This is a genomic window from Micromonospora globbae (assembly GCF_036184225.1).
Taxonomy (GTDB): domain Bacteria; phylum Actinomycetota; class Actinomycetes; order Mycobacteriales; family Micromonosporaceae; genus Micromonospora; species Micromonospora globbae.
This window is the reverse complement of sequence record NZ_CP108084.1, coordinates 2,121,546-2,147,753: the sequence shown is the minus strand read 5'-3', so window position 1 is coordinate 2,147,753 and position 26,208 is coordinate 2,121,546. Positions and strand designations below refer to the sequence as shown.

22 protein-coding genes and 1 pseudogene are annotated in these 26,208 nt (G+C 75.9%); 9 read left to right on the top strand and 14 right to left on the bottom strand.

Features of this window, described 5'->3' with window-relative positions; all coding sequences use genetic code 11:
* Positions 1-8: 8 nt before the first annotated feature.
* On the top strand, positions 9-1,208 hold the full coding sequence (locus OG994_RS09565) for a citrate synthase (protein WP_328852883.1): 1,200 nt from the start codon (positions 9-11) through the stop codon (positions 1,206-1,208).
* Positions 1,209-1,248: 40 nt separating this feature from the next.
* Here OG994_RS09565 and OG994_RS09560 read toward each other — a convergent pair whose 3' ends face one another.
* The 6 genes and pseudogenes from OG994_RS09560 to OG994_RS09540 all read right to left on the bottom strand — a co-directional run bounded on the left by OG994_RS09560 (position 1,249) and on the right by OG994_RS09540 (position 9,209).
* A complete protein-coding gene (locus tag OG994_RS09560) occupies positions 1,249-3,072 on the bottom strand; it encodes a hypothetical protein (protein WP_328852882.1) in 1,824 nt (607 codons plus the stop codon).
* A 57-nt stretch (positions 3,073-3,129) separates the two neighbouring features.
* A pseudogene (locus tag OG994_RS31550) lies at positions 3,130-3,213 on the bottom strand (twin-arginine translocation signal domain-containing protein); the annotation flags it as partial.
* A 102-nt stretch (positions 3,214-3,315) separates the two neighbouring features.
* A complete protein-coding gene (locus tag OG994_RS09555; RefSeq protein ID WP_328852881.1) occupies positions 3,316-4,362 on the bottom strand; it encodes a zinc-dependent alcohol dehydrogenase family protein in 1,047 nt (348 codons plus the stop codon).
* A gap of 150 nt (positions 4,363-4,512) precedes the next feature.
* Complete coding sequence (locus OG994_RS09550; protein WP_328852880.1) at positions 4,513-5,721, bottom strand: D-alanyl-D-alanine carboxypeptidase family protein; 1,209 nt, start codon at positions 5,719-5,721, stop codon at positions 4,513-4,515.
* A 192-nt stretch (positions 5,722-5,913) separates the two neighbouring features.
* Positions 5,914-8,442, bottom strand: coding sequence for an ABC transporter permease (locus tag OG994_RS09545; RefSeq protein WP_328852879.1), 2,529 nt, complete (start codon positions 8,440-8,442; stop codon positions 5,914-5,916).
* Positions 8,443-8,450: 8 nt separating this feature from the next.
* Complete coding sequence (locus tag OG994_RS09540; protein WP_328852878.1) at positions 8,451-9,209, bottom strand: ABC transporter ATP-binding protein; 759 nt, start codon at positions 9,207-9,209, stop codon at positions 8,451-8,453.
* Between the two features lie 147 nt (positions 9,210-9,356).
* Here OG994_RS09540 and OG994_RS09535 point away from each other — a divergent pair, with 147 nt between their 5' ends.
* From OG994_RS09535 to OG994_RS09515, 5 genes are all read left to right on the top strand, one after another.
* Positions 9,357-10,559 (top strand): sensor histidine kinase, encoded by a 1,203-nt coding sequence (locus OG994_RS09535; protein ID WP_328852877.1) that lies wholly within the window; start codon positions 9,357-9,359, stop codon positions 10,557-10,559.
* A complete protein-coding gene (locus tag OG994_RS09530; RefSeq protein WP_120329203.1) occupies positions 10,556-11,194 on the top strand; it encodes a response regulator in 639 nt (212 codons plus the stop codon). Before OG994_RS09535 ends, OG994_RS09530 begins: the two co-directional genes overlap by 4 nt.
* Positions 11,195-11,518: 324 nt before the next feature.
* On the top strand, positions 11,519-11,917 hold the full coding sequence (locus tag OG994_RS09525; RefSeq protein WP_328852876.1) for a hypothetical protein: 399 nt from the start codon (positions 11,519-11,521) through the stop codon (positions 11,915-11,917).
* A gap of 171 nt (positions 11,918-12,088) precedes the next feature.
* Positions 12,089-12,865: an MBL fold metallo-hydrolase gene (locus OG994_RS09520; protein ID WP_328852875.1), complete on the top strand. Its 777-nt coding sequence runs from the start codon at positions 12,089-12,091 to the stop codon at positions 12,863-12,865.
* A 17-nt stretch (positions 12,866-12,882) separates the two neighbouring features.
* Complete coding sequence (locus OG994_RS09515) at positions 12,883-13,443, top strand: DedA family protein (protein WP_328852874.1); 561 nt, start codon at positions 12,883-12,885, stop codon at positions 13,441-13,443.
* Here OG994_RS09515 and OG994_RS09510 read toward each other — a convergent pair.
* Positions 13,388-15,718 carry an alkaline phosphatase family protein gene (locus OG994_RS09510; RefSeq protein ID WP_328852873.1) on the bottom strand — a complete coding sequence of 777 codons (2,331 nt, stop codon included), beginning with the start codon at positions 15,716-15,718 and terminating at the stop codon, positions 13,388-13,390. The genes OG994_RS09515 and OG994_RS09510 overlap by 56 nt on opposite strands.
* A gap of 200 nt (positions 15,719-15,918) precedes the next feature.
* Entirely contained in the window at positions 15,919-16,521 is a 603-nt protein-coding gene (locus OG994_RS09505) for a mycothiol-dependent nitroreductase Rv2466c family protein (RefSeq protein WP_328853695.1), read from the bottom strand.
* A gap of 195 nt (positions 16,522-16,716) precedes the next feature.
* On the opposite strand from OG994_RS09505, the gene OG994_RS09500 reads away from it, so the two are divergent.
* Positions 16,717-17,835, top strand: a complete 1,119-nt coding sequence (locus OG994_RS09500) for a hypothetical protein (protein ID WP_328852872.1) — start codon at positions 16,717-16,719, stop codon at positions 17,833-17,835.
* Positions 17,832-18,059, top strand: a complete 228-nt coding sequence (locus OG994_RS09495; RefSeq protein WP_328852871.1) for a hypothetical protein — start codon at positions 17,832-17,834, stop codon at positions 18,057-18,059. Before OG994_RS09500 ends, OG994_RS09495 begins: the two co-directional genes overlap by 4 nt.
* Here the strand turns inward: OG994_RS09495 and OG994_RS09490 are convergent.
* The 5 genes from OG994_RS09490 to OG994_RS09470 are packed head-to-tail and all read right to left on the bottom strand — an operon-like array spanning position 18,012 to position 22,269.
* The gene (locus tag OG994_RS09490) at positions 18,012-18,866 is read right to left on the bottom strand and encodes an alpha/beta fold hydrolase (protein WP_328853694.1); all 855 of its coding nucleotides are present in this window, start codon (positions 18,864-18,866) and stop codon (positions 18,012-18,014) included. The two genes, OG994_RS09495 and OG994_RS09490, sit on opposite strands and share 48 nt — an antisense overlap.
* A 2-nt stretch (positions 18,867-18,868) precedes the next feature.
* A complete protein-coding gene (locus OG994_RS09485; protein WP_328852870.1) occupies positions 18,869-19,735 on the bottom strand; it encodes an SDR family oxidoreductase in 867 nt (288 codons plus the stop codon).
* Positions 19,725-21,215, bottom strand: coding sequence for a flavin-containing monooxygenase (locus OG994_RS09480; protein ID WP_328852869.1), 1,491 nt, complete (start codon positions 21,213-21,215; stop codon positions 19,725-19,727). Before OG994_RS09480 ends, OG994_RS09485 begins: the two co-directional genes overlap by 11 nt.
* The gene (locus tag OG994_RS09475; protein WP_328852868.1) at positions 21,215-21,526 is read right to left on the bottom strand and encodes a DUF4873 domain-containing protein; all 312 of its coding nucleotides are present in this window, start codon (positions 21,524-21,526) and stop codon (positions 21,215-21,217) included. The genes OG994_RS09480 and OG994_RS09475 overlap by 1 nt, the downstream gene beginning before the upstream one ends.
* A 29-nt stretch (positions 21,527-21,555) precedes the next feature.
* Positions 21,556-22,269: a TetR/AcrR family transcriptional regulator gene (locus tag OG994_RS09470; RefSeq protein WP_328852867.1), complete on the bottom strand. Its 714-nt coding sequence runs from the start codon at positions 22,267-22,269 to the stop codon at positions 21,556-21,558.
* A gap of 48 nt (positions 22,270-22,317) precedes the next feature.
* On the opposite strand from OG994_RS09470, the gene OG994_RS09465 reads away from it, so the two are divergent.
* Positions 22,318-23,214, top strand: a complete 897-nt coding sequence (locus OG994_RS09465) for an AurF N-oxygenase family protein (protein WP_328852866.1) — start codon at positions 22,318-22,320, stop codon at positions 23,212-23,214.
* A gap of 49 nt (positions 23,215-23,263) precedes the next feature.
* On the opposite strand, the gene OG994_RS09460 is transcribed toward OG994_RS09465, so the two are convergent.
* On the bottom strand, positions 23,264-25,963 hold the full coding sequence (locus OG994_RS09460; RefSeq protein ID WP_328852865.1) for a sugar-binding protein: 2,700 nt from the start codon (positions 25,961-25,963) through the stop codon (positions 23,264-23,266).
* Positions 25,964-26,208: the final 245 nt, after the last annotated feature.

The following is a 26,208-nucleotide window of genomic DNA, read 5'->3' as shown; positions in this document are numbered from 1 at the left end:
ATGCCCACATGTCCGGGGACCAGCTGCTCACGACCGCCGAGGTGGCCCACCGCCTGCGCGTCAAGCCCGAGACGATCTACGCGTACGTCAGCCGCGGGCTGCTGTCCCGGGTCAAGGTCCCCGGGGAGCGGATCAGTCGGTTCCGGTTGGCCGACGTCGAACGGCTCGCGGCCCGTACGCAGGCGACCCGGCCGGAGCGGGACGCCGCGCCCGCCATGCGGACGGCCACCACGCTGATCGCGTACGGCCGGCTGCACTACCGGGGGCTGGACGCGGCGCGCCTCGCGCCGGTGACCCCGTTCGAGGAGGTAGCCCGGTGGCTGTGGACGGGCGAGCGGCGCCACGAGCCCTTCACGGCCGACCCGGAGACCGTCGAGCGCGCCCGGCGGGCGAGCGACCACCTGCCCGCCGACGCCCGGCTGTTCGACCGGCTCCCGGTGGTCGTCGCCGTCGCCTCCGCGATGGATCCGCTGCGCTTCGACCTGGCGCCCGCCACCGTCACCGGCCTCGCGCCCGCGCTGCTGGCCACCATGGTCGACGCCCTGCCGCTCGCCGGCGGGGCGCCCGTGCGCGACGACCTGGCGGCCCGCCTGTGGCCGCGCCTGACCCGCGAGCCGGCGTCCGAGGCGGGCCTGCGGGCGCTCAACGCCGCGCTCGTCCTGCTCGCCGACCACGACCTGGCCGCCTCGACGATCGCGGTCCGGGTGGCGGCGTCCACCCGGGCGAACCCCTACGCGGCGGTGCTGGCCGGTCTCGGCGCGCTGGACGGGCCCGCGCACGGCGCCATCGGCAGCAGCGTCCACCGGATGGTGGAGGTCGCGCGGCGCGAGGGTGTGCCGGCGGCGGTCGCCGAATGGCTGCGGACCGGCTCGCTGCCCGGGTTCGGGCATCCGCTGTACCCCGACGGCGACCCGCGCGGCGCCGCCCTGCTGGACCTCCTGGCCGAGTTGCCCGTCGAGGCCGGGCTGCGGCGGGTCGTCGACGACCTGATCGCCACGGCGGCGCGCCGCGACGCCCTGCCCAACGTGGACCTCGCGCTCGCCGTGCTGGCGCACGCGACCGGCATGGGGCCGGGCGCCGCCGAGGTGGTCTTCTCGGTCGCCCGCACGGCGGGCTGGGTCGCGCACATCGTCGAGGAGTACGCCCAGCCGCGCCACCGGTTCCGGTGGCGCAGCGGCTACACGGGGCCGCCCCCCGCGCCGGCCTGACGCGTCCGGCGCGGGGGGCGGGTGGACCCGCGGAGGAGGGTCAGCTCCGGCGCGGCAACGGGAAGCGGGCCAGGTCCGTGCCGTGCATGCCCCACGTCGCCCGGCCGTCCGGCGTGAAGTGGAACGACGGGTTGTTGTACCAGCCGCGCGGGACGTTGTCGTACAGCGTGACCACCTCGCCGCCCGGCACGGTCGGCAGCTCGCTGATGTCGTTGGTCCAGTGCACCCACGAGAACACGCGGCCGTCGACACCGTTCAGCTGGCCGTACCCGCCGAGGTCGCCCTCCATGACGATCCGCCGGGTGTGCAGGTCGTACGCGAACCAGGCGCCGCGCGGGCGCCGGCCCACCGCGTAGAGCAGGTTGCCCAGGACGTACAGGTTCTCGTACGACTGCCAGTCCGGCTTGATCTCCTCCCGCCACAGCAGCCGCCGGGTGACGATGTCCACCGCCGCCACCTGCGCGACCTTCCGGACCGGCCCGGTCGTGCCCTCACCGTAGGTGTCGCCTGCGATGTACGCGGTGGTGCCCTGCACCACGACGTCCATCACGCTCTGGTCCGGCAGGAACTCGCGGTGACCCTCGAACGTGCCGGTGGCGAGGTCGATGAAGGTCAGCGCGCCGGTGTGCTTCGTGGTCTGCGGGCTGGACGCCACGATGAGCTGGTTGCGCGGCCGGTCCACGTGGATCCGCTTGGTCCGCAGCTGCTCGTTGCCGAGCAGGCCGAGGGGCCGGATCCGGTAGCTGCCGGGGTCGATCGCCACGATCTGGGTGCTCGGGTACAGGCCGGCGTACACCACGCCGGCCTTCCCCTCGGCCATCGCCTTGACCTCGCCGTTGACGTCGAACCGGTCGCTCGTGCCGGCCTCGGTGCGGTGCACGGTCATGCCGTAGTGGCCGCCGACCCAGATCGTGCCCCGGGTGTGCCGCATCATCGACTGGATGGTCTCGGGGTAGCCGAAGCCGCGGGTGGCGGTCTGCCAGACGCTGGCCGTGCCGTTCGGCGTCGCCCGCCACACGTGCCCCAGGCCGCTGACCCCGAGCAGGGCGCCGTCGGGCAGTGGCGCGAGGAGCTGGTTCTCCACGTCGGCGAGGGGCTGGCCGACCTTCACCAGGCCGTCGGCCGTCACCTCGTACAGGTTGGTGGTGAGCCGGGTCAGCGCGTAGACCCTGCCGTCGGCCCCGACGGTGACCTGGTCGACGTAGCGGTCCTCGGCGGCGATGTCCCGCGAGACCCGGTGGGATCCGTCGCGGTCGAACGAGATCAGCTGCCGGCCGCAGGCCACGTACACGACGCCGTCGGAGACCACCATGTCGAGGATGCCGACCGGTGACGTGCTGAGGTGCGGGGTGAGGTCGACCGGGCTGCCGCCGGCCTTCGGCCACCGCAGCAGCGTGCCGGGAGCGGCCGAGCCGCCGTAGACGTACTCGTCGTCGACGGCGACCGCCGCGGCGTACTGCGACGTGGAGATGCGGCCGTACGTCTCGACGGTCGCGTCGGCCAGGCGGATCCGCTTGACCGTGCAGTCGGGGTACGTGCCGATGTAGAGGTGCTCGCCGTGCACGACCATGTCGTAGTACCAGGTGGTGCTGCCACCGGCACGCGCCCAGGCCACCAGCTCCTTGGTCCGGGGGTCGAACCGGTGGACGTACGCGCTGCCGGCCGGGCCGATGTACACGTACCGGTCGTCGGCGGCGAGCTTCTGCCCGCCGCTGCTCGCGATGGCGAGGTCGTCGATGCTGCGCATCTCGCCGGTGTTGACGTCGAACTCGCCCAGCCGCATCTTCCCCTCCGGCGTGTTGAACCGGGAGGTGATGAAGACGCTGTCACCGATGACGGCGGCGCCACGGACCGCCGCCGTCAAAGACGCGGGTCCGAAACTGGTCGGGGTCAGGGTGTCGTCGGCCTTGGCGGACGCCGGGGAGGGGAGTGCGTTCTGGCCGATTGCCAAGGCAGCGCCAGTGATGGCGCCTCCGGCCAGGAGTGAGCGACGGCTGACGGGCATGGGCATCTCCGTTCATCGCTGCCATTACGGCCAGGACCATAATGTGTTCCGATTCGGAGGGTCAAGGGTGCGACGAACGCCGGTGACGCCTTCCCCGCGACCTCAGGGGCGAATGAGGCACATCCCGCCCGGCCCCGGACGGTCCATGGTCGACAGCGCGTCGGGCACCTCGGCGAGGCCGATGGTCCGGGTGACCAGTTCGTCCGGGCGCAGCACGCCGGCGGTCACGAGCCGCAGCAGGCGCGGGTAGGCGTGCGCGGCCATGCCGTGGCTGCCGCGCAGCTCCAGCTCGTACGCGATGACGAGGTCCATCGGCAGCGCGGGACGGCCCTGCGCGGCGGGCAGCAGACCGACCTGCACGTGGCGGCCCCGGCGGCGCAGGCTCTCGACGGAGGCCACGCACGTGTCGTGGCTGCCCAGCGCGTCCAGGGAGAGGTGGGCGCCGCCGCCGGTGACCTCCCGTACGGCCGCGGCCACCTCGCCGGGCCCGGTGAGCGCGCCGCCGTCGAGGCAGACCGCGGCGCCGAACCGGTAGGCCAGCTCCAGCGCCCCGGGCGCGATGTCGACCGCCACCACCCGGGCGCCGCACGCCGCGGCGATCATCACGGCGGACAGACCGACGCCGCCGCACCCGTGCACGGCCACCCACTCGCCGGCGGCGACCCGCCCCTGGTCGACGACGGCGCGGAACGCGGTGGCGAAGCGGCACCCGAGCGCCGCGGCGGCCGGGTGGTCCAGCTCGTCGGGGAGCCGGACGAGGTTGACGTCGGCGTCGTGCACCGCCACCTGCTCCGCGAACGACCCCCACCCGGTGAAGCCCGGCTGCGTCTGCCGCTCGCAGACCTGCTGGTCCCCGGCCAGGCAGGCCGGGCACCGGCCGCAGGCGCAGACGAACGGCGCGGTGACGCGGTCGCCGGGCCGCCAGGCCCGGACGCCGGCCCCGACGGCCGCGACGACGCCGGAGAACTCGTGGCCGGGAACGTGCGGCGGGCGGATGTCCGGATCGTGGCCCTGCCAGCCGTGCCAGTCGCTGCGGCACAGCCCGGTCGCCGCCACGCGGACGACCACGCCGCCCTCCGGCGGCGTCGGGTCCGGGACGTCGCGGACCTCGGGTCGGGCGCCGAACTCGTCGAAGACCACCGCACGCATGTGCGGGATCCTCACATGCCGGCGGGCTCACCCCACGCCCACCCCGCCCGCCGCCCCGCCGGCGCCTCGGGCGCTGCGGCCCCGCGCGGCGCGCCGTCCTGGCGGCCCCGCCGGGCCCGCCGTCCTAGCGGCCCCGCGCGGCCCGCCGTCCTAGCGGCCCCGCGCGGCCCGCCGGGCGCTGCGGCGCCGCCACGGCACCGCCAGGCCGACGGCCAGGACGAGCGCGGCTACGAGGCCGACACCGACGGGCAGCGACCGCGACGACGACGTGGCGTTCCGCTCGGGACGCTCACCGCCGACCGGGACCACGGGTTGGTCGTACTTCTTCTCGTCGGGCGACACCAGGTGGCCGACCGACGCGCCGCGGGGCAGCGCGAAGCCCCAGTCGAGCAGCGCCGTCGCCTCACCCAGGCTGCCCAGCGGCGCGGTCTCCGCGCCGAGCAGCGTCACGGCGAGCCGCCGTCCCTCCCGCTCCGCCACCCCGACGTACGTCTGCCGGGCCAGGTCGGTGAAGCCCGTCTTGCCCCCGAGCGTGCCCGGGTAGGCGCCCAGCAGCGTGGTGTCGTGGGTGATCTCGAAGGCGGGGTGGCCCACGCCCTCCGGGATGTGCGCGGTCGTCGTGGCCACGTACCGCCGGAAGTCCTCCCGGGCGAACGTGGCGCGGGCGATCAGCGCGAGGTCGTACGCGCTCGTGTACTGGCCGGGGCCGTCCAGGCCCGACGGCGTCGCCGCGTGGGTCTGGTACGCGCGCAGCCTCCGGGCCTCCTCGTTCATGGCGTCGACACCGCCCTGCCGGCCGGCCGCGCCGCCGCCGACCCGCGCCAGCACGTTGGCGGCGTCGTTGCCCGACCGGAGCAGCAGACCCAGCCACAGGCTCTCGACCCGGTACCGCCCGCCCGCGACCACGCCCATGAGCGAACTCGCCGGGTCGAGGTCACGCAGGTCCGCCCGGGTCACCTCGACCTCCTGCCGGGGGTCGAGGCGGGGCATGAGGGCCGCGGCCAGCAGGAGCTTCTGCACGCTGGCCGGCGTCCGGTGCTCGTGCGGGGCGCATCCGCCGAGGACCTCGCCGGTCTTCAGGTCCGCCACGAGCCACGCGGTCGCCGTGACGGCGGGCGCCGCCGGCGCGCCGGTCGGAACGGCCAACCCCGAGGTGTCCAGCGCCGCTCCGCCGATCACCCGACGCGCCGGGTCGACCGGCGGCGGGGACGGCGCCGCGGGCGGCGGAACCGGCGGCTTCACCGCCGGACAGGGAACGTACGGCGCGGCCGCCGCCCCGGTCGCCGGCGCGATCGCGACGGCGGGCGCGGCCAACAGGACGGCCGCGGCCGTCAGGCAGGTAACCCGATTGGTCGTCACACTTACGCACGGTAATCGGCGGTTCGTCGGACAGTGCGGTAATGGGGGAAGTAGCGACGGACCGCCCGGTCCGGTGGTCGGCCGGGCCTACCGGGGCCACGCCCCCCGGCGGTGGTCGACCGGGCCGGTCCACCCCGGCCGGTCGGCGGGCGGCGGCCCGGCGGCCGGGAGACCGCCGGGCCGCCGGGGCCGTCACCCGTCGATGCCCAGCGCCGCCACGGGGCTGACCCGGGCCGCGCGCCGGGCCGGCAGCACCCCCGCCAGCGCGGTGAGCACCACCAGCACGGCGAACAGCCCGGCCAGCGGCAGCACCGGCAGGACCAGCGGGGCGTCGACACCGAGGGCCTTCACCGCCAGCCAGGCGTACGGGACGCCGAGCACCAGGCCCATCGCCGCGCCGATCAGGCCGTACAGCCCGGACTCGGCGGTCAGGGTGGTGCGCAGGCCGGCCCGGGACAGGCCGAGGGCACGCAGCAGCCCGGCCTCGCGTACCCGCTCCACCACCGACAGGGCCGTCGTGGAGCCCACGCCGACCACGGCGACGAGGACCGTGAGGCCGACCAGGCCCACGGCGATCCAGACGAGGGCGCGCAGCACCTCGTCGTTGCGGTCCCGCTCGTCGGCGAGGACCGCGAGTCCCACGCCGTCGGCGCCGCCGATCGCCTGCCGCAGGGCCCGCACGGCCGCCGTACGCCCGGCCTCGCCGCCGCCGGCCGCGTCGGCCAGCAGACCGGTGGGCGCCGCCGGCACGCCGAGACGGTCCAGGTCGGCGGGGTCGGCGAGGACCTGCGCGTGCAGCGGGCCGTGGTCGGGCAGGACGGCGACCACCCGCACCTCGACGGTCCGGCCGGCGCGGGCGAGCGCGACCGTGTCGCCCACCCGTAGCCCGGTGTCCCGGGCGGCCCAGCTCCCGAGCACGACCCGGCCCGCGGCGCGGTCGGCCAGCGTGCCCTCGGCCACGTCCAGGTCACCCGCGGTCGGCAGCGCCGACACGTCGAGGTCGACCGTGGCGAAACCGGGGTCGGCCGTCCCGAGCCGCTGGCCGCCGCGCGTCAGCGCCACGTCGACGGCGCGCCGGTAGGGCACCACCCGGGCGAGCGCGCCGCGCGCCGCCTCGGCCCGTGCCACGACGGCGTCCGGCAGGGGTCCGCCGCCGGTGGCGGACACCTCGACGTCGGCCGGCGCGGAGAGCGCCAGTTCCCGGTCGGCGAGGACGCGCATCGACGCGCCCCCGACGAGCACCCCCGCGATCAGGGTCACGCCGAGCGCCACCACGACGGAGACCGCCGCGGCCCGGCGGGGCGCCCCGCCGATCCCACCGACGGCCAGCCGGCCGAGCGGCCCGAACTGGCGCAGCGGCCACCCCACGACGGCGAGCACCGGACGCACCACCAGCGGGCCGAGGGCCACCAGCGCGAAGAACGCCGCCGCGCCGGAGCCGACGAGCAGCAGCAGCGTCGACATCGGGTCGTACACCTCCTGCTCCGGGGTCGGCAGCCGCGCGCCCGCCGCCGCGCCGGCGAGGACCGCGCCGGCGGCCAGCAGCACCCCGGCCAGCAGCCGCGCGACGCCCACGTCGCGCCGCCCGCCGGTGGTGCTCGCGGCGCGCAGCGCCTCCAGCGGCGAGACCCGGGCGGCGGCGAACGCCGGCGCCAGCACCGCCAGCACGGTCAGGGCGACGGCGCCGACCACGACGGCCGCCGCCACCCCCACCGGGACGCCGGGGGACGAGACGGCGAGGCCGAACCCGCGCAGGACCGCCGGGAGCACGTGCCCCGCGGCGAGGGCGGCGGCCACCCCGACGACACCCGCGACCAGACCGGTGAGCGCGCCCTCGGCGGTCAGCGCCCGGACGAGCGCGGCGCGGTCCGCGCCGACCGCCCGCAGCAGCGCGAGCTGGCGCATCCGCTGGGCGAAGACGATCCGGAACGCCGACGTGACCACCAGCGCCGCGGCGGCCACGGCGACCGCCACGAACATGGCGACGAGGGCGAACAGGTTGTCCACCTGCTCGGCCGCCGCGTCCGCCTCCGCCGCACGGACCTCGTCGCCGCCCCGCACCGCCACGTCCGGCGGGAGCTGCGCGGCCAGCCGCTGGCGGACCGCGTCCGGCGGCGTGCCGGGAGCCACCCGCAGGTCGATCCGGTCCAGGTCGGTGAGACCGGCCCAGGACACCACCGCGGCGGCCGGCGCGTACCCGTCGTAGCCGGCGTCGGCCTCCGTCGCCACGACACCGGTCACGGTGAGCGGGCCGGGCGTGGCCCGCTCACCGCCGGTCCCGGTGGTCACGGTGCCCACGCCGAGCCCCAACCGTTCGGCGGTCCGCGCGGTGACGGCGATCTCGCCCGGGGCGTCCGGGTACGTGCCGCGCACCAGCCGCACCGTCGACAGGGGGCCCGCGCCGGGGTCGGCCCGCAGGTTGAGGTACGACTCCCCGACGGACAGCCCGATCTCCACCCGGCCGACGGCCTCGGCCACGCCGGGCAGGGCCTGGACGCGCGGGAGCGTGGCGACGGCCGGCAGCGGGCCCTCCGCGGCGCCGCCCACCACGAGGGACGTGGCGGCCGGGGTGCCGCTGAGGGTGTCCCGGGCGGTCCGTTCGGTGATCTGCTGCGCCAGCACGGTGCCGGTCACGACGAACGACGCCACCACGACGGCCAGGCCGGTGAGGACGAGCCGGCCGGGGCGGCGGGCCGCGGCGCTGACCTGGGTCCGCAGCACCGTCCCCCTCATGCGCCGGCCGCCAGGTCGCGCAGCGCGTCGGTGACCGAGCCCTGGTCCGGCCGGTCGATCTCGCCGACGACGCGGCCGTCGGCGAGCAGCACCACCCGGTCGGCGTACGCGGCGGCGATCGGGTCGTGGGTGACCATGACGACCGTCTGCCCGAGGTCGCGCACCGAGTCGCGCAGCACGGAGAGCACCTCCGCCCCGGAGCGCGAGTCCAGGTTGCCGGTCGGCTCGTCGGCGAACACGACCTCGGGCCGCGACACGAGCGCCCGGGCCAGCGCCACCCGCTGCTGCTGGCCGCCGGACAGCTCGCTGGGACGGTGGCCCAGCCGGTCGGCCAGACCCAGCACGCCGACCAGGTGCGCCAGCAGGTCGCGGTCGGGCTGCCGGCCCGCGAGGTCGAGCGGAAGGGTGATGTTCTGCGCGGCGGTGAGCTGCGGCAGCAGGTTGAACGACTGGAAGACGAACCCGACGCGCTCCCGGCGTACGCGGGTCAGCGTCCGGTCGGACCGCCCGGTGAGTTCGGTGCCGCCGAGCAGCACCCGCCCGGAGGTGGCCGTGTCCAGGCCGGCGAGGCAGTGCATCAGCGTCGACTTGCCGGAGCCGGACGGACCCATGATCGCCGTGAACCCGGCCCGGTCGAAGCCGACCGAGACACCGTCCAGGGCGCGTACGGCGGTGTCGCCGCTGCCGTACACCTTCACCAGCTCGATCGCGGCGACGGCGGCGCGGCCGGCCTCCGGCGGGGCGTGCGTTCTCATCGATCCTCCAGGAACGGGACGTGTGACGGTGGAGAGCCTCGCCGCCGGCGGCCGGGACCGCATCGGCCCGCCGACAGAGATCACCGCTGTCGGGTCTGCCTTTCGGCCGATCCGGCGCCCACGAGGGCCTGGCTACGCTGGGTCACGATGAACGCGCCCCGACACCGGACCTGGTGGGTACGCCTCGGCCAGCTCGCCGGCCTGGTGGCGATGGCCCTGCTGGGCCTCTTCGACCTGCGGTTCGGCGACTTCCACGGGATGACCCCGGCCGCCCTGCTGCTCACCCTCGCGCGGATGGGGCTGGCGGCGGCCACCGTGCTCGTCTGGTTGCCGGTGCACCGCACGGGCTCGCGGCGGGCGCCCGTGCTGGCGCTCCTGGTCGGCGCCGCCTCCCTCGCGGTCAGCCTCGCTCTGGGCGCCCTCCACACCGCCGGCTCGTACGTGCTGAGTGGCAACTGGGGGCTGGCCGAGTCGGCCGGACTGATGGCGGTCGTCTTCGTGGTCGCCCGCTGGGGCGCGCCCCGCATCGCGCCCTGGGCGGCCGTGGTCGCGGGCCTCGCCGTCGCCGCCCTCCCGCTGCGCGCCGGCACCGACAGCGTCTACGTGATCTTCGCGCTGCTCCAGGCCCTCGCCGCGGTGGGCGCCGCCGCGGGCGGGATCTACCTGCGGGTCGTCGCGACCGGGCGGGACCGGGCCATCGCCCTCGTACGGGCCGAGCAGCGCGCCGAGTTCGCCCGCGACCTGCACGACTTCATCGCCCACCACGTGACCGGCATCGTCGTGCAGGCGCAGGGCGCCCGCTTCGTGGCCGAGCAGGACCCGCAGCGGGTGATCACCGCGCTGGAGCAGATCGAGCGGGCCGGTGCGGAGACCATGGCGTCCATGCGGCGGATGGTCGGGATCCTGCGCGACCCGGACGCCGCGCCGGACGCGCCGCTGGCCCCGCTCGCCGGCGTGGCCGACCTCGCGCCGTTGCTGGAGGGCTTCAACGGCACGGCGAACGCCCCCGCGCGGCTGCACGTCGACGGCGCGTTGGACGGGCTGCCCGTCGAGGTCTCGACGTCGGCGTACCGGCTGGTGATGGAGGGGCTCACGAACGCGCGCCAGCACGCGCCGGACGCCCGGTCCGTGGACGTGTTCGTCCGGCGTACGCCGGACTGGTTGCTGGTCCGGGTGGCCGACGACGGCGCGGCCGCTCGCACGTCGCCCCCGCGCCGCCACGGGTACGGGCTGGTCGGCCTCACCGAGCGGGTACGCGCCCTGGGCGGCACGATCACGGCCGGTCCCGGCGTGACGGGCGGCTGGGTGCTCGACGCCGCGCTGCCACTGCAACGGACGGTGGTCCGATGATCCGGGTGCTGGTCGCCGACGACCAGGCGATGGTCCGGACCGGGTTCGGCATGATCATCGGGGCGCAGCCGGACATGGCGGTGGTGGGGGAGGCCGCCGACGGCGTCACCGCCGTCGAGCTGGCCCGGCGCCTGCGCCCGGACGTGGTGCTGCTCGACATCCGCATGCCCCGCCTCGACGGCCTGGAGGCGCTGCGCCTGCTCGCCGGACCGGGCGTCACCGACCCGGTCCGCGTCGTGGTGGTCACCACGTTCGACCTCGACGAGTACGTGCACACGGCCCTGCGCAACGGCGCCTGCGGCTTCCTGCTCAAGGACTCGGGGCCGGCCCTGCTCGTGGAGGCGGTCCGCGCGGCCGTCTCCGGCGACGCGCTGATCAGCCCGTCGGTCACCGTCCGGCTGCTGGAGCACCTCAGCACGCCCGCGCCGGCCCGCGACGACGGCGGGCTCTCCCCGCGGGAACTCGACGTGGTGCGGCTCGCCGCCCGGGGCCTCACCAACGCCGAGATCGCGGCGCGGCTGTTCATCGCCGTCGGCACGGTGAAGACGCACCTGGCCAGCGTCCAGGCGAAGCTCGGGGCCCGCAACCGGGTCGAGATCGCCGCCTGGGCGTGGGAACGCCGCCTGGTCGGCTGACCCGGCGAGGGCCGGAGCACGGGGCGGTCGGGCGGCCCGACGCCGGCCCGACGCATAGGCGACCGTCGGTGTGGGTATGGAACACGGCACGTCGCAGCGGGTCCGGGTGCGGAGCCGCCCCGACCGCCGCACCGGCTGGCGGACACGTCGGCCGACCGGGTGTCGCGGCCACGGCACCGGCCCGCCCGAGGACGCGGTGTGGCCCCATCACGGCGTACGGAGGTGCAACATGCTGTTCCACGATGGATCCGTTCCCCGGTCGCTGTCGCTGACCGGCTCCCATACCGGCAGCGGACCCGCGGTCCGCCGGAAGGGGTGAGCGTCATGGCCGCTCTGCCCGCCCCCCGCCCGGTCCGGCCCGCGGCGCCGGTGCCCCGCACGTACGTGCAGTACCTGCGGGACCGGCTGCTGGAGGCCGAGGCCGGGCTGACCGCGATGAGCGAGAAGTACGAGCGGACGAAGGCCCGCTTCGACCGCTGCTACGCCCGCCGCGGCATCACCCCGGAGACCGACATCGTCAACTACATCAACGCGAAGTCGATGAACCCGGAGTTGACGTTCTGGTACGCGAAGGTCGAACACTTCCAGCGGGAGGTGGCCGCGTACGGGGCGGCGCTGACCGGGCTGGACGCGGCGCGCCGGCTGCTCGCCGACGACGGCTACCGGGTCGACGACCGCACGCGCCCGCGCAACGGCCGGCGCGCCCTGAACCGGGTCGGCTGACGACCCGCGTCCCGCCGCGGCCCCGCCTGGCGCCGGCCCACCGGCGCCCGGCACCGACCCGCTGGCCCGGTCCCGGCCCGGGCGGACGGTCCGCGCCGACCCCGCCCGGCCGCACGTGACCCGTCGCCACCGGCGGCGGCGCGACGAGGCTGGTCGGATACGGTGGCAGGCGTGACCGAGACGGGTACGGTGCGGCTGACCTGGCACGGGCACAGCACCGTGTGGATCGAGGACTCCGGCACCCGGCTGCTGACCGACCCGCTGCTGCGGGACCGGCTCGCGCACCTGCGCCGCCGCCGCGGGCCGCGCCCGCACCTGACCGACGCCCCGGACGCCGTCCTCGTCTCGCACCTGCACGCCGACCACCTGGACTTCGCCTCGCTGCGGCGACTGCCCGGGCGTCCCACGCTGGTGGTGCCGGCCGGCGCGGGGGCGCTCGTCCGCCGGACCCTCGGCCCGGCCGCCGGCCCCTGTGTGGAGCTCGCGCCCGGTGAGACGACCACGGTCGGCGAGGTCCGGGTCACCGCCGTGCCGGCGGCGCACGACGGCGGGCGCGGCCCGTGGTCGCGGCACCGCGCGGCGGCGGTCGGCTACCTGGTCCAGGGGCAGGCCCGCACCTGGTTCGCCGGGGACACCGGCCTCTTCGACGAGATGGGCAAGCTCGGCCCGCTCGACGTGGCGCTGGTCCCGGTCGGGGGCTGGGGCCCCACCCTGCCCGCCGGCCACCTCGACCCGGCGGGCGCCGCCGAGGCGGTCCGCCGCGCGGCGGCGGCCTGGGCCGTGCCCATCCACTTCGGCACCTTCTGGCCGATCGGGTGCGACCGAATCCGACCGGACCGGTTCCTGCCGCCGGGGGAGGAGTTCGCCCGGCAGGCCGGGGCGGTGTCCCCCGGCACCCGGGTCCGCGTGCTGCGGCCCGGTGAGTCCTGCGCCGTCCCGGTGTCATGACGGCCACCCTCAGTGCGTTGGCCTGGCTGATCCTGGTGGTGATGTTCGGCTCCGTGGTCCCGGTCGTGCCGACCGGCGCGGCCGTCAGCGGCGCCGCGGCGCTCGCCGCACACCAGCACCCGCTGACCGTCGTCCTCGTGGTGGCCGCCGGCGCCCTCGGCGCGTACGTCGGTGACCTGGTCACCTACCTCGTCCTCGGCTGGGGAGGGGAGCGCATCGCCCGCCGGCTGCGCTGGCTGCGGGAGCCGGAGCGCCTGGACCGCGTCTCGGCGCGGGTGCGGGAGGGCCGGGTGTCGATGCTGCTGGTGTCGCGGCTCATCCCCGGCGGGCGCGTGCCGGTGCTGCTCGCCGGCGCGGTGGCCGGCCTGACCTGGCGGCGCTTCGCCGCCGCCAACGCCCCGGCGAGCCTCAGCTGGGCGGCCCTCTACGCCGCGATCGGCGTTCTCGGCCGGGCGATCTTCCCCGAGCCGTGGCAGAGCGTCGTCGCCGCGATCCTGCTGGTCGTGCTCGTCACCCAGGGGCTCAGCTGGGTGAGCCGGCGGCGGACGGCGCCGGCGCATCCGCCGGCGCGACCATGACCGGCACCGGCGCGCCGGAGGGGACGAGGTCAGGCTCCCCGGCGCCGGCCGGGAGGTCGTCGGCGCGGTCGTCGGCCCGGCGCAGCCCGAGCCGGCGCAGCCACGCGAGCAGTTGCCGGTGCACGGCGTCCGGGCCCACCAGCTCACCCTCCTGCGGCCAGTCCGCCGGGTGGATGAGCAGGGCGTCGGTCTGCCAGCCGCCCAGGCCGCCGTGGCACCCGACCAGCTCCTCGAACGCCGCCACCTCGTCCAGGCTCGGGTCGACGGCGCTGATCACCACGAGGTCGCCCACGTGCGCCATGGTCTGGTGGCGCAGCAGGTCCTGACGCGCCCGCGGGCCGTACGGCGCCAGCGGGTCCTCGCCCTCGACGTGGCCGTCCCGCAGCCGGTGCCGCCCGCGCGGCCCGATCGCCACCGGCCCGGCCGCCGAGTCGACGACGACCAGCCCGATGCCGGGGTGCGCGGCCAGGCCGTCGACGAGCCCCGGCGCGACGGCGTCGATGCGTTCCCGGGTGAGCCGGCCCGGGTGGCGGGTCAGGTAGATCATCGCGAGGTTGCCGGAGGCCACCACCACGGTCTCCGGGTCGGTACGCGTGGCCGCCTCCTCGCGGTCGGCCGGCCCGAGGCTCACCGCGCCGTCGGTCCCCGACCGTACGGCGACCCGCGTCGCCGCGGCGGTGACGCCCCCGCGCCCCGCCACCTCGGTGAGCAGCGTGTTCACCCGCCCCCACTCCTCGACGCGTCCGGCCGCCTCGACGCTCGTGGCGGCCCGTGCGGCGGGCGCCGACGCCGGCCGGTCGTCGTCGGGAGCGGGCGCCGCCAGCCGGGACACCACCTGGGCGAGCGACTCGCCGTACCGCTGGCGGAACGTGGCGCCCTGACTCTGGCCGTGGTCGCTGAGCACCACGATGTGGTAGCGGCGCCCCGCCTCGGCCGCCAGCCGCTCCAGGATGCCGAGGGTGTGGTCCAGCGCCTCGAGGGCGGCCATGGCCTCGGGCCGGGCCGGGCCGGCGTGGTGGGCCACCTCGTCGTAGTCGACGAAGTCGCAGAAGATCACCGGAGCGCCCCGGGCCATCTGCTCGGCGATGAGCGAGACGTTCAGGTCGTTGAGCAGGCTGGCGAGCGGGCGCAGCGCCAGGTACGAGCCCCGGCGCTCGCCGCGCGGCTGCACGCCGCGCCGCCGCTGCCGCCGCGCCTCGTGCAGCTCGCGCAGCACCTGACCGGCGCTGAGGACGACCGCGCGGGCGAAGCCGTACGGGCTGGTCATGAACGCCGCGTAGCCGGGGGTGGAGCGGCCGGGCAGGCCGGCGCGGCTGACCGTCAGCAGGCTCGTCGGCGCGTCGCCGGAGAACGCCGTGCTGATGCTCACGCCGCCGTCGCGCAGCAGACCGGCGCCCGTGGAGAGGCGCCGCTCGACGTCGGCGGCGTCCCGGGGACGGCTGGTCACCACGAGCCGGCCCGTGGGGTGCTCCGCGGTCGCCTTCTCGTACCACCGGTAGGCCGGCACGTGACGGACGTCACCGTGCAGCAGGCCCGCCTGGGCCGCCGGGGTGGTGGCCGGCAGGCCGGTGTGCCAGCGCGTCATCCGGTGGCTGCGCGAGCGCAGCCACCGGCCGACGGTGGGGAGGTTGCCGGCGCGCACGGCCCACTGCAGGAGGGGCGCGGCCACGCCGTCGAGCTGGATGATGAGCAACCCGTCGGCCGGCGGGTCGTCCGACGGCGGGTCGGTCGTGACGCGGCGCCGCCAGCGCCGGGTCGGCCGCTGGCGGCGGTCCGTGGCCCGGCGTACCCGGTTCATCAGGCGCAGCATCTCGCTGACGAACGAGTCGTCGGTGCCGGCGTCGGCGAGCCAGTTCACGATCGCCGCGAGCGCCACCGACACCCAGGCCGCCACGAACGCCACCGCGAACCCGGCGACGTGCGCCTCGGGATCGAGCCGGAGCGCCACGTACATGACGACGGCCTGCACGCCCACCCCGATGGCGAGCGCGCCGAGACCGCCGAGCGCCGTGGCCAGCGCGAGCAGCAGCGGACGCAGGACGGCGCCGACCCCGGTGACGAGGGCCACCAGCCACAGCATCGCCACCAGGCCGCTGGCGGTCACCCCGGGCAGCAGCCAGAGCGTCGTGCTGAGCACGACGAACGAGGTCGCCATGCTCCGCACCAACGCGCGCACGCGCGCGACGGTGGGCCGATAGCCGCGCAGGACCCGCAGGCCCACGCGCACCGGTTCGGGCAGCGCGGGGCGCTTGCGGGCATCCACCTGCGGCTCCATCCTCGCCACGATGCCACATCCGAGCTATCAAGATCCCCAGGGTGAGCAGCGCGTCACAGCGCGCCCGGGCGCCGGTCGTCTCCGGCGTGGCCCACCCGCCCGGCGTCGCCGGGCACACCCTGTTCAACGCTCGACGTGGCCGTCCGCCATCCCCCGGCGGGCCGGGCGGGCACCCCGGGCGGTGTGGCGTGGCCCACCCCTCAGTCGACCCGGGGGGACTCCGTGCGGCCGCGCTTGAGCTCGAAGAAGCCGGGCGTGCCGGTGACCAGGAGCACACCGTCCCAGAGGCGGCCGGCGGCCTCCCCGCGCGGCACGGGGCTTACCACCGGGCCGAAGAACGCGGTGCGGCTCCCGTCGGGGCCGGGCACGTGGATCGCCGGGGTGCCGAGATCCTCGCCGACCGGGTCGAGGCCGGCGTGGTGGCTGCGCCGCAGCGCCTCGTCGTGGTCGGCGACGTCGGCCGCGTCGGCCAGGTCGGGGGCCAGCCCGAGGGCGGTCAGCGCGTCCACGTACAGGTCCCGGCCGATCGGGGTCCGCTCGCCGTGGATCCGGTCGCCGAACGCCGTGTAGAGATCCCGCAGCACGTCGGTGCCGTACTTCTCCTCCGCGGCGGTCAGGACGCGGACCGGGCCGAGCGTGTCGGACAGCCACCGCTCGTACCACGGTTCGAGGCCCTCCCTGCCGTCGTTGAGCAGCCACAGGCTCATCACGTGGAACCGCACCCGCACGTCCCGGACCCGCTCGACCTCGAGCAGCCAGCGGGAGGTGTTCCACGCCCAGGGGCACTTGGGGTCGAACCACATGTCGACGATGGTCACGGCGTCTCCTCGGTCTGTCGTCGTTCGTCGCGCAGGGCCATTCAACGGCCGCGGATCGGCCGGCAGAAGTGCCAATCGCCGCCCACTCGACTGGGCCACCTCCGGCGCGACGCCGTGCGGGCCTGTCGTACGGCCGTGGCAGGCTCCGGTCGCCTCGGACCGCACGACCACGGAGGAGCCATGGCGGGCGACCTGCTGCTCGACCGCGAGGTGAGCGTCCACTACGGACAGATGTACGTCGAGAGCGCCGGCCACGAGTTCCAGGGTGGGATGGCGGCCTCGTTCCAGGGGCAGGTCAACGGCCTCTGCGGGGCCGCCGTGCCCGGCTTCCTGTTCCTCCTGACCGGCACCCGCACCGGCCGGGTCGGCGTCGCCGTCGAGCTGCACCGCCGGGAGCCCGTGCTCGACGACCGCTGGGAGGACGTCGTCGAGGTCTCGTTCGGGCTCGACGGTGACGGTCTGACGCTCACCGAGTGGGGTGGCGGCGGGTCCTACCCGCTGGCCGTGCCCGGCGGGGCGTACCGGGTCCGCTACTGCGCCCGGGGCATGACCGCGGGCCGCCGGGGTGGCGTGCCGGAGAAGGGGCACCCGCCGTGGGACCACTACCTCCTGCAACTCTGGCCGGCGCCGCCGGCGCCCGACCGGGTGGTCCGGGAGTCGACGGCCGCGGCCGCGTACTGGCACCGGTGGGCGCGGTCGCTTCCACCCCCGCCGACGCCCGAGCAGATCGCCGAACGGGAGCGCCGGGAGGCCGAGGCGCGGCGGCGCCGGGAGGCCGACCTGCGGGCCGCCGCAGACCGCCGGCGCTGGGGCGACCGCGTCCCCAACGACCGGCTACGCCGGGTCGGCGGCAACGTGCGGGGCATGGAGCGCGTCGACATGGACCTGGTGTTCGCCCTGGCCGAGGCCGACGAGCGGACGCTGCGCGCGGTGGCACACTGGGCGGCCGAGTCGGCGTACGCCGCGGCCGGGCTGACCGACCGGCCGTGGGTCGCGCCGGCGCTGGCGGCGCTGCGCGACGGCCGGCCGCTCCCACCCCCGTTCGACGATCCGCTCACCGTGTGGCGCCACCTCGACGGCGCGGCGCTGACCACGGTGCGCGCCTACGACGGCACCCACCCGCGGGTGTCCCAGCAGCACGCCGCGCTGCCGGCCCTGTTCGGCGCCGTGGAGCCCGACCCGTTGCAGGCGGCGCTGGACGCCCTGTTCGCGGCGGTGGTCACCCACGGGGAGGGATTCCCGGGGCTGCTCGCCGAGGTCCGGCGGGCGTTCCCGCAGCTCACCGCGGGCGGCGGGTGACCCGGGCGCGGTGCCGGTACCGTGCGGCCGACGTCGAGTGGCGTCTGGTCCGGCCGGCGTTCTGGGCGTGGATGTTCATCGGCCTCACCGACCTGCTCGCGGCCCGCTACGGCGACGCCCGCCGCGACGCCGCGCCACCCACGCTGGAGTGGCAGGTCCGCCACCTGAGCCTGCACTCACCCCTGCTCGCCACGAAGGCCGGCGTCCCCACCCGGAACGGCTGACGTGACCCCCGACGCCGCCACGGCGCCAGTCGTCTCCAGGATGAGCCGCGCGACCCGGTCCGGGGCGTCGCTCATCGGCACGTGCCCGCAGCCGGGCAGCGTCACCACGCGGGCGCCCGGCAGCCCGGCCCGGGCGCGTTCGGCCTGGTGCACGCCGAAGATCCGGTCACGGTCGCCCCAGCCGATCGTCACCGGCACCGACGCCCGCGACAACCGGGCGCCGTCGAAGCGGTAGTCGCGTGCGGCCCGCGCCACGGCGGGGAAACCGAGCCCTCGCCGCAGGGCGAGCGCGTCGCCCAGCGCCCGTTCCACGGTCAACGCGGCGGGACGGCACACCAGCGGCGCGAAGCAGAGCGCCCGCACGGACGCCGAGCGCAACGCCACCCGCATGAGCGGTGTGGGCAGGTGGGCATTGAGTCGCAGCAGCCGGAGGATGGCCAGGGCCCGCCGGCGCTCGGCCGGCGTGAAGAAGCCGGCGGGGGAGAAGGCGGTGGCCGAGGCGACCGCGCCGGCCGCGGCGAGTTCCAGGGCGATCGCCCCGCCGAGGCTGTAGCCGGCCACGTGCGGCCGCTCGACACCCCACTCCGCGAGGACCGGCAGCAGCGCGGCGACGGTCGCCGCCATGTCGGCGGGCATGCCGGCCTCGGGCACCGGGGAGAGCCCGAACCCGGGCAGGTCGAGCGCGATCACCTCGTGGTGGGCGCAGAGCCGGTCGAAGACGGGCTCCCACGCCTGGTGGCGGTGGCCGATGCCATGGATGAGCACGAGCGGCTCCCCGCTGCCCGCGCGCCGGACGTGGACCTGCATCGTCACCCTCCCACCGAACTCCTGCCGAAGGAGCGCCCGAGCCGGCGTACCTCCTCCTCCATCTGCCCGACCAGGTCGGCGCCCCCGAACCGGGCGACCAGCGCGTCGGTGAACCCACTGAGCACGACCGGTCGCAGCGCCTGCACCACGGCGAGGGACCGGGGCACGTAGACCTTGCGGCTGCGCCGCTCGATGCCGCGCAGCAGGGCGGCGACGCACCGGTCGACGGGGACGACGGTGGACAGCGGCCACGGCAACCGGCGCAGGGCGCCGCGGAACGACGCCAGGTCATCGTGGATGTCGCGGACCAGGTCGGTGTCGATCCAGATGGGATGCGCGGTGCCGACGGTGACGCCGCGGTGGCGGACCTCCATGCGCAGCACGTTGGCGAACTGTTCGACGCCGGCCTTCGAGGCGCAGTACGCGGCCATGCCGGGCATGGCCGTGAACGCCGCGGCGGACGAGACGATCAGCACGTGCCCGCGCGCCTCGGTCACGTGCGGCAGGGCGGCGCTGACGGTGCGGATCACGCCGCCCAGGTTCACCTCGACGGTGCGGATCAACGCGTCCACCGGTCCGGTCGCGACGGTGCCGAGGTTGGCGATGCCGGCGTTCGCCACGACGACGTCGATCCCGCCGAAGCGGTCCACCGTGGAGGCGACGGCCGCGTCGAGGGCGGCCTGGTCGGTGACGTCGCACTCGTGCCAGTGCGCGTCGAGTTGGGCGCCGAGCCGCCGCAGCCGCTCGGGTTCGAGCCCGACGAGGGCCACGCGGGCGCCGCGGGCGGCCGCCGCGCGGGCCAGCTGTGCCCCGATGCCGCGCGCCGCACCCGTGACGAGGAGGGTGCGGCCGGTCAGGTCATACCGCATCGGCGTGCTCCCGTTCCGGTTCGCCCGGCCGGCTCCCGGCCACCACCCGGTGGTCGGCCGGGCGGAAGCGGCGCAGCCGCAGCGCGAACCCCGTGGCGTAACCGGGCCAGATGGTGGTGTTGCGGCCGGTGGCGTCCAGGTACCAGCTCGAACAGCCGGTCTGCCACACCGTGCCGGCCATCCTCCGGTGGACCCGCTCCGTCCAGCGTCGCTGGGCCTCCGCGGTCGGCTCGATGGCGTCCGCGCCGGTGGCCCGCAGGTGCCGCAGGGCGGCGACCACCAGCCGCAGCTGCGCCTCGATCATCAGCACCACCGACGTGTGCCCGAGCCCGGTGTTCGGCCCGAGCAGGAAGAACAGGTTGGGGAAGCCGGCCACCATCGTGCCCTGGTACGCCTGCATGCTGGGCGTCCACGCCTCCCCGAGGCTGCGCCCGTCGCGACCCCGGACGCGCCACACGACGGGGGAGTCGGTGACGTGGAAGCCGGTGCCGAGGATGAGCGTGTCCGCGTCGTGACGGGTGCCGTCGGCGGTCACCACCCCGTCGGGCACGATCCGGGCGATGGGCGCGGTGACCACCTCGACGTTCGGCCGGGCCAGCGCGGGCCAGTAGTCGTTGGAGATGAGCACCCGCTTGCAGCCCATCGCGTAGCGCGGCGTGAGCTTGTCCCGCAGTCGCGCGTCGGCCACCTGCCGGCGCAGCGTCCGCAGCGACATCCGCGAGGCCAGGCGGTTGACGGCGGGATGCAGGAAGCCCACGGCCAGCGCCTCGCGGGCGACGTACAGCCCGGCCCGGACGGCCCGCTGCGCGCCGGGCACGGCACGGAACGCGGCCTGTTCGAGCCGGCTGATCCGGCGGGAACGCCGCGGCATGATCCAGGCGGGGGTGCGCTGGAACAGCGTCAACCGCTCCACCATCGGCTGGATCCGCGGTACGAACTGGACCGCCGACGCGCCGGTGCCGACCACGGCGACCCGGCGGCCGGTGAGGTCGTGGTCGTGGCGCCAGCGGGCGGAGTGGAAGACCGTGCCGGCGAACTCGCCGAGCCCCGGGATCGCCGGCACGGCCGGTTCGCTCAGCGGCCCGGTCGCGCAGACGAGTACGCGGGCGCGGTGCTCGCCGCCGGAGGTCCGCAGCCGCCACCGCCGTGCCTGCTCGTCCCAACTGGCCTCCCGCACCTCGTGGCGCAGCCGCAGCCGCGGCCGGACGCCGAAGCGGTCGACACAGCCGCGCAGGTAGTCCCAGATCTCCTGCTGCCCGGAGAACGTGTGCGACCAGCCGGGATTGGGCGCGAAGGAGAACGAGTAGAGGTGCGAGGGGACGTCGCAGGCGCAGCCGGGGTAGCTGTTGTCCCGCCACGTGCCGCCGACGTCGTCGCCCCGGTCCAAGACGAGGTAGTCGGTGAAGCCGGCCTGCTGCAACCGGATGGCCGCGCCGAGGCCGCCGAAGCCGGCGCCGATGATGGCGATGTCGACGTCCATCACACCTCCCGGGCCCCGGTTGTGGCGGCGGGCTCGTCCTCCGGCGGCCAGGGCGGCCCGCCCACGCCGGTTATCCGTACGCCGCCCCACGGGTCCACCTCCGCCAACCGGGCCGGGCTCACCCGGTCGGCGATGCGCAGCGCGACCTGCCGGTGGCCGGCGCGGAGCAGCCGGGCCACCCGCGGGTCCGGCTCGATGCGCCCGCCCCAGTGGTACCGGCCGTCGACCGGCTCCCACCGCCCGCTCAGGTGCACGCGGACCGGGGTGTCGCCGACGTACCCCGCGCCGCGGTAGCCGTCGTGAGACTCCATTGCGCGGTGACTCGCTCGCTGGCGCTCGCTCATGGGGTGATCCGCTCGTGCGCGCGGGTCAGCTCGCGGGGCAGGTCGGCGCTGCGCCGGACCCCTTCGATCCCGCTCCACAGCAGCGTGGTGAGGTACTCGGTGAGGGCGGCGCGGCGGATCGGCTGGCCGTGCTCGGTCCACCAGTCGCCGACCGCCTGCACGAAACCCACCAGGCCGTACGCCCACGGCTCGGCGGGCCCGGCGTCGAGGCCCAGCGCGCGGAGCCGGTCGCCGATGACCCGGGCCAGGCCGGCGGCCACCTGCCGACCGGTGCCGGCGATGACCTGGTGGATGCCCGCGTGACCGGACTGCATGAGGAACCGGTACAGCGCCGGCTCCGACTCGATCACCCCGAGGTAGGCGTCGATCGTCGCCTCGACGAGGTCGCGCTCCTCGCGGACCCGCTCGATCGCCGGGGCGATGGCGTCGATGACCCGGGCGGCGACCAGCTCGCTGACGGCAAGCCACAGGTCGGACTTGTCGGCGAAGTAGCGGTAGAGGACCGGCTTGCTGACGCCGGCGGTCGCGGCGACCTCGTCCATGTCGACCTCGGGCCCGTGCCGCAGCAACGCCTGCACGGCGGCGCCGAGCAGGTGCTGCCGCCGCTGCTCGCGATGGCCCGCCCAGCGCTCCCGGCGGCCGTCGGCCGCGGTCGACCGCGTGCCGTCCGGCGGGTCGGATCCATTGACATCCGTGAGAGGCGATTGCATGCTACCACTCGTAACAGTTACCGGGCGTCACGTCAATATGGAGGCGTCATGGCGGCGACACCGACCGGGCGCGACCGCGAGGCGACGGCCGAACGGCTGCTCGCCTCCTCGCTGTGGACGAGCTACGACCCGAGCGTCGAGATCGACTGGGAGGCGCCGCCCGTGCCGGGCGCCTACTGGCTGCCGCCGCACCGCAGCAGCCTCTACGGCACAACGCTGTGGCAGCGCATGAGCGAGGAGCAGCGGGTCGAGCTGACCCGGCACGAGGTGGCGAGCGCGGCGAGCGCCGGGGTCTGGTTCGAGACGATCCTCATGCAGATGCTGATCCGGCAGTACTACGACGCCGACCCCACGAGCCGGCACGCCCAGTACGCGCTGACCGAGGTGGCCGACGAGTGCCGGCACTCCATCATGTTCGGTCGGCTCATCGAGGCCATGGGCTGCCCGGTCTACCGGGCGAGCCGGTGGGACCACGCGCTCGGACGCTTCCTCAAGACCACCGCGACCGGCGCGCAGATGTACGCGGCCATCCTCATCGCCGAGGAGATCCTCGACGCGTTCCAGCGCGAGATCATGGCGGACGAGTCGTTGCAGCCGCTCATCCGGATGGTGTCGCGGATCCACGTCGTCGAGGAGGCGCGGCACGTGCGGTTCGCCCGCGAGGAACTGGCCCGCCAGGCCCGGGCGGCCGGCCCGGTGGCCACCGCGTACGCGCGGCTGCTGATCGGCCGCGCGGCGTACGCCATCGCGGGCCGGTTGGTCCACCCCGACGCGTACGCCGCCGTGGGCGTGCCGCCCGCCGTGGGGCGTGCCGCCGCCCGCGCCAACCCGCACTGGCGGGCCACCCTGCGCTGGTCGGCGAGCCGGGTGCACGAGACGCTGGCCGACCTCGGGCTGGTGGCCGGTCCCGGCCGCCTGCTGTGGGCCCGAGCGGGCCTGATCTGACGGGCCGGAGGGGCCCGCCCCGGTCCGGGGCGGGCCCCTCCGGGGCGTGTCAGCGCAGCCGGGCCTGCGTGGCGAGGGCGGACCCGCCCGCCTCGAACGCGGCCAGGAGGCTGGTGGGCCGTCCGTCGGCGACCGGGACCACGACGGTCACCGGGCGGCCGGACCGCAGGTCCACCGAGCGGTCGCCGACTGCGCGCTCACCGTCCCAGGCGTACAGGTGGACCGTCCCGGAACGGTCGGCGCGCACCGTCACCTTCACGCCGCCGGCGACCCGCGTCTGGCCGGTCAGCCGGAGCGCCCGCTCGGGCAGCCGGGGCACCGCGGCCGGGGCCACGCCGTCCACCGCCGACTGCGCGATGGTCTGCGGGCTGTGCACGCTCCGCGCGGCGGTGTCCGGGAAGACCGGAGCGCTCGGCTCCCGGTCGGCCGGGGTGTAGCCGGGCAGGGTCACCAGGCCGTACCGGTAGGGATCGGCCCGCACGCCGGTGAACGTGGACCAGCCCAGCCGGGACTGCGAGGTGAGGTCCTGGGTGTCCGAGTCGTAGATGAGCACGTTGAAGCCCATCCGCTGCGGGTCCACCGCGTCGGGCAGCACCGAGAACGGGATGCTCGCCTCGATCGTGTAGCCGGTGTACGGCGAGCTGACCTTGCTGACCACGGTCATGCCCGGAGCCGTGACGTCGGCCGGTCCCTGCCGGTTGTCGGCGTCCCGCTGCCAGCACGGCGGGTCACCGTTGGCGGGGTCGTCGGTGACCGGGAAGATGCCGGCCTTGAACACCGTGGAGGTGTCCGTCGAGTTCCCCTTCGGGTCGACGATGATCTCCACACTGTCGGTACGGCGCTGCCGCTTGCAGTCCTGCGGCACCACCTTCGTGCCGAGCACGTCGTCGGTGACCCGCACGAAGACCTTCAGCGCGTCCTCGGTCCAGGCGACGCGGCCGGTGGCGGAGGCGTCCTGCGGGGTCGTCGCCTGCCCCTCCCAGATCCGGGAGAGGTCCAGCTCCTCGCCGGGGTACTCGCCCGGGCTCGCCACACCGTCGACGGCGTGGCCCGGACCGGCGTGCGGCACCTCGCTGGTGGGCACGATCTCCAGGGCGCCGCTCTCCACGGTGGTGCCGGAGCTGCTGGTGGTGGTGATGGTGATGCCGTAGTCGCCGTCCGACCCGCCCTCGTTGGCGGTCGGCAGGGTGGCGTCACTGTTGGTCACCGTGAAGGTGACCGAGCCGGCGGCCCCGGGGGCCAGGTTCGCGTAGCTCTTGGTGGCCGCGTCGGCGGTGAAGCCGGCCGGCAGGCCGAGGGTGACCGTTCCGCTCTCCGTGGCGTCGCCGTGGTTGCGCAGGTCGACCCGGACGGACCGGCTGCCACCGGAGCCGAGGGTGAGCACCGGCTTGATCAGGGTGTCCAGCTGCGGGTACCCGTTGTCGCGGGCCCAGTCGCGGAACACCCCCACCTCCGGCAGCGGTTCCAGCGTGCCGCGCACGTCGGCGACCACCCGGACCGCCCGGTCGGTACGGCCCGCGCCCTGGCCGGTGGTCAGGGTCGCCCCGATCAGGTGCTGCTGGTTCGCCGCGTTGGCGGGAACGGTCACCGTGAAGGTGGCGGTGCGTTCCTTCCCCGCCGCGATGGCGCCCTTGAACGCGCCGGAACCGGTGGCGGTCCAGCCCGACGGCAGCCGCAGGGACACGGCCGGCCGGGAGAGCGCCCGGTCGCGCGGCGCGCGTACGTGCGCCGTCACGGTCACGGTCTGGCCGGGGGTGAGGTCGAACCGGTCGGTGGTCAGGTACAGCTCGGTGCCGCGGGGCAGCCCACCCGGGGCCGGCGGCAGCACCGAGCCGCGCAGGATCGCCGCCGGGGAGGTGTCGGCCGGGTCGTAGGGGACCCGGCTGTCCACGAGCGTGTAGAAGTCGCAGCGGATGGCGGCCGGGTCGGTGGGCGCGGCGGCGGTGCCGGCCCAGCCCTGCGTGACGTACTCCCGGCGGGCGTCGACCTCGATCTCCGCCCAGGTCCTGCCGTTGGCGCTGCGGGTGCCCTCCCAGACGCCGAAGACCTGGTCGGTCGGGACGGTCGGGGTGAAGCTCGACGCGCACGCGGGCCCGGCGGACGACGTACCCGTGCCGCCGGTGCGCAGGAACGTGGCGGGCCGGAAGGGCTTGAGCCCCTCCCGGGTGAGCTGCTCGGGGAAGGCGGTGGGGTCCGCGGCGGCGTGGAACGCCTCCGCGGCGAACCGGGCGGCCTGCTGGTGGTTGCCGTGGTTGCCCGGGGTCGGGGACGGGTTCATCGTCATGATGATTTCCGGGCGCGTCTGCCGGATGACCCGGACGATCTTGGCGAGCGTGTCGTCGTGGCCCCAGATCCGCTCGGACAGCGGCGCCGACGCCGTGTACCAGAAGTCGACCCGGTCCAGGTTGTACAGGTTCTCCACCCCGGCGTGGCCGATCGCGGTGCGCTCCTCGCGCTCGCGGATGATGCCGAGCGGCGGGCCCTCCTCGAGCCCGACGGCGTTGCCGCCGCCCTCGCCGCGGGTGATGGTGACGACCCCGGCGCGGACGCCGTAGTTCTCCTTCCACTGGCCGAGGGTGGCCAGGCTGCCGGCCTCGTCGTCGGGGTGGGCGCTGACGAAGAGCACGTCGAGGTCGACGGTGCCGGTCCCGGCGTGTGCGCCGCCGGCGGGGGCGGCGAGTGCGGTGGCGGGTGTCCCGGCGAGGGCCAGGGCGAGCGCCGTGGGTAGCAGGAACGCCTTGAGTCGCATGCAGATCCCTTCGGAAACCGCGATGTCCGGGCAGCGACCAGCGACGTCGGGCACGTGTCGGCGCCGACGCGGGTCGGGGTCGGACGGACTGTCGGGTTGACGGGACGGCGGGCGCCGGCTGGCGCCACGTCACCGTGGTACGTCAGCGGCGCGGACGTCCGTACACACTGGAGCGTCCGTGTCCGCTGGAAGGCCTTCGCCGGGTGACGCTAGGGATGACCGCAACCATCCGTCAATGGCTCGCC

Bases quoted from the DNA above. Each gene is read 5' to 3' on its own strand.
- OG994_RS09565 (WP_328852883.1), top strand. From the start codon at position 9: ATGTCCGGGGACCAGCTGCTCACGACCGCCGAGGTGGCCCACCGCCTG.
- OG994_RS09555 (WP_328852881.1), bottom strand. From the start codon at position 4,362: ATGCGTGCGGTGGTCTTCGACGAGTTCGGCGCCCGACCCGAGGTCCGC.
- OG994_RS09540 (WP_328852878.1), bottom strand. From the start codon at position 9,209: ATGAGAACGCACGCCCCGCCGGAGGCCGGCCGCGCCGCCGTCGCCGCG.
- OG994_RS09535 (WP_328852877.1), top strand. From the start codon at position 9,357: ATGAACGCGCCCCGACACCGGACCTGGTGGGTACGCCTCGGCCAGCTC.
- OG994_RS09530 (WP_120329203.1), top strand. From the start codon at position 10,556: ATGATCCGGGTGCTGGTCGCCGACGACCAGGCGATGGTCCGGACCGGG.
- OG994_RS09525 (WP_328852876.1), top strand. From the start codon at position 11,519: ATGGCCGCTCTGCCCGCCCCCCGCCCGGTCCGGCCCGCGGCGCCGGTG.
- OG994_RS09510 (WP_328852873.1), bottom strand. From the start codon at position 15,718: ATGGAGCCGCAGGTGGATGCCCGCAAGCGCCCCGCGCTGCCCGAACCG.
- OG994_RS09505 (WP_328853695.1), bottom strand. From the start codon at position 16,521: ATGTGGTTCGACCCCAAGTGCCCCTGGGCGTGGAACACCTCCCGCTGG.
- OG994_RS09500 (WP_328852872.1), top strand. From the start codon at position 16,717: ATGGCGGGCGACCTGCTGCTCGACCGCGAGGTGAGCGTCCACTACGGA.
- OG994_RS09490 (WP_328853694.1), bottom strand. From the start codon at position 18,866: ATGCAGGTCCACGTCCGGCGCGCGGGCAGCGGGGAGCCGCTCGTGCTC.
- OG994_RS09485 (WP_328852870.1), bottom strand. From the start codon at position 19,735: ATGCGGTATGACCTGACCGGCCGCACCCTCCTCGTCACGGGTGCGGCG.
- OG994_RS09480 (WP_328852869.1), bottom strand. From the start codon at position 21,215: ATGGACGTCGACATCGCCATCATCGGCGCCGGCTTCGGCGGCCTCGGC.
- OG994_RS09475 (WP_328852868.1), bottom strand. From the start codon at position 21,526: ATGGAGTCTCACGACGGCTACCGCGGCGCGGGGTACGTCGGCGACACC.
- OG994_RS09470 (WP_328852867.1), bottom strand. From the start codon at position 22,269: ATGCAATCGCCTCTCACGGATGTCAATGGATCCGACCCGCCGGACGGC.
- OG994_RS09465 (WP_328852866.1), top strand. From the start codon at position 22,318: ATGGCGGCGACACCGACCGGGCGCGACCGCGAGGCGACGGCCGAACGG.
- OG994_RS09460 (WP_328852865.1), bottom strand. From the start codon at position 25,963: ATGCGACTCAAGGCGTTCCTGCTACCCACGGCGCTCGCCCTGGCCCTC.